Origin of the sequence: Clostridium sp. (assembly GCF_051656525.1) — a bacterium.
Classification (GTDB): Bacteria; Bacillota; Clostridia; order Clostridiales; family Clostridiaceae; genus Clostridium.
The window spans coordinates 1-2631 of sequence record NZ_JBOGCC010000173.1 but is presented as its reverse complement, the minus strand read 5'-3'; the positions used below and the strand labels follow the sequence as shown (position 1 = coordinate 2631).

3 protein-coding genes are annotated in these 2631 nt (G+C 21.7%); all 3 read left to right on the top strand.

Annotated features, from left to right (window positions below):
• The coding region (locus tag ACRDDY_RS08745; protein ID WP_438564571.1) for an LPXTG cell wall anchor domain-containing protein at window positions 1-246 on the top strand (246 nt) is incomplete at its 5' end.
• Between the two features lie 537 nt (window positions 247-783).
• The gene (locus ACRDDY_RS08740; RefSeq protein WP_438564570.1) at window positions 784-1527 is read left to right on the top strand and encodes a LytR/AlgR family response regulator transcription factor; all 744 of its coding nucleotides are present in this window, start codon (window positions 784-786) and stop codon (window positions 1525-1527) included.
• A gap of 298 nt (window positions 1528-1825) precedes the next feature.
• Window positions 1826-2620, top strand: a complete 795-nt coding sequence (gene srtB / locus ACRDDY_RS08735; RefSeq protein ID WP_438564569.1) for a class B sortase — start codon at window positions 1826-1828, stop codon at window positions 2618-2620.
• Window positions 2621-2631 lie beyond the last annotated feature (11 nt).

Here is a 2631-nt window from a genome sequence, read left to right as displayed (position 1 = left end):
AAGCCAACAGCTAGTGTTAATTCAACTACAAATAAAGTAGCGCACATAAGTGGTGCAACTAATATAAATCATGTTAAAGAAAATACATCAGTTAAAAACACAAATACAAGTGCGAAAACTACTAATCCTAAAACAGGAGATGAAAGTGAATTACCTTTTGTTTTTGGAGCAATAGTAGGATTAGGATTATTAATTAGTGTTAATTTAAGAAAAGTAAAAGAAAGAATATTAAAATCAAATAAATAAAATATAAATGCTATAAATTTTTAATAAATTTATAGCATTTTAAATTTTGGTAATAAACAGATAATAAATTAAATATAAAATGATGAAATGTTAAAAAACAGGAGTGAAATGTCAAAAATGAATAAAAAAATAGTTTTTTTCAAAAACTATTTAAATTTCATTTAAAATATGGCATAATAATATTGTAGATGAAATTTATATTTCATTTACAATGAAATAATTGATAAAAAAATCAGCATTAGTCAGTATTAAATGGACCAATTTAGTACAATTAAAAAATATAATTACATATAAATAGAATTTGATTATTTAAGTTGAAATTAAATAGGACCACTCAAGTTTTATAAGAACCAATTTAAAAATAATATTATGATTATCATAATGGACCAATTATTTTTAATTATGTAATATAGTTCTAAGAGAGAGATTATAACTAAATCTCTCTCTTAAAATTTTATTTCTATACATGGAAAAAAATAATTAATTATTAATCATTTCTTAAATAATTTAGTAAATTAATTTGTAATAGGAGGTAATATGATAAGAATAGGTATTTACTGTGGATGTGATGAAGAGTATAAACAGTTATTACTAAGAAATACACAAGAAGTAGTTAACGAAAGTAAAATTGCAGTTGAGTTTAAAATTTTTAAAGACGGTTTAGAAATACTTAGATTAATTGAAAATGATAATCTTTTATGTGATGGGTTTATTTTAGATATAGATAATGAAAAATTAAATATACTAGAAATTGGGGAGAAAATAAAACGACATAGTTTAAGTACAAGTATTATATTTATATCTAAAAATGTAAATAAAATATTTAAATGTTTAGATATAGGTGCATTTAATTACATATTAAAAAAACCTGAAGAAGGTGAACGATTAAAAAAGCAGTTTAGAAAATTGATTGTAGAAAAAAATTTAATAGAAGGAAAGTTTATACTAGTAAAAAAATATGGAAAGCATGTTAGATTAAAAGTAAGGGATATCGAATATATTGAAGTGATAAATCGTGTAACATATTTTAAATATAAAAATAAGAAGATTGAATTTAATGAACAAATTAGTAAGTTAGAAAATGAATTAAAAAAATTACGATTTGTACGATGTCATAGGTCATTTTTAGTAAATTTATATTTTATAAAAGAAATAGATAGAACAGAGATAACACTTATATCTGGAGAAACTATTCCAGTAAGTAGATTAAAATTGAAAGAAGTTAAAGAAATTTTTGATACATTTATAGATAATAAAGAAATGATATTAGATAAATTTTAATGACCGTTTGGTTAAAAAAAGTTACATTTGAGTATAAAAATATTGAAAGAAGAACCTAAATATGTTAAATTAATGACAGTGGTTTTTTTATCAATTATTTTTATACTAATATATGAATTAGGTCCTCATATATTAGTACGCTTATAAATACACCTTTGGATATAATTAGGTCAATCTATATCCAAAGGTGTATTTTTTATGTAAATATATTAAAAACAACAATTGGAAAATAAATTATGATTTCAATATATGATATAATTTAATTATGTATTTATAAAAGAAAACGTAAGGAGATTGTATGGATAGACAAAAGAAAAAAAATATTATAAGAGTTATAAATGTTATATTAATACTGATTGTAATATTTTGTATAGGAAAGATTTTATATAAACAATATGAATACCATATTGGAAATGAACAAACAAAAAAAGTTCAGAAAGTTATGGATATAGATCCTAGTAAAGCTGAAAACTTAGATTACTTTACTAAAGCTGAAATTGAAAAAATTGAAGCTAAAGCAGCAGAGCTTAAAAAGATAAATAGTGATTATCAAGGTTGGCTTATTGTTAATGGAACTGATGTAAACTATCCAGTAGTTCAAACTAATAATAATGAATATTATTTACATCATAGTTTTTATAACGTAAAAAGTATAGAAGGAAATCCATTTATTTATGATAAAACAAATGTTAATGAAGCTCTTGATATGAACTCAAAAGTATCTAAAAACATGCTTATATTTGGTCATAATATGAGAAATGGAACTATGTTTGAAAGTATAAGTAACTTTAAAGATACAAAATTCTTTAATGATAATAAATATATAGAATTTATTAGAGATGGTAAAGTATATGTTTATGAAATTTTTGGTGATGGAGTTGTAGCTGCAGATTATCCTTATATTGTAACTAATTTTAGTAATGCAACTGAATTTAATAATTATATTGATTTAGTAAAACAAAAAGCTTACTTCTGGAGAAATATTCCATTAAACTATGGAGATAAAATACTTACTTTATCTACTTGTAGTTATGAGTTTAATAATGCTAGATTTATTGTTCTAGCTAAATTGATAAAGGTTGTAAATAGTTAAATTTAATCCCC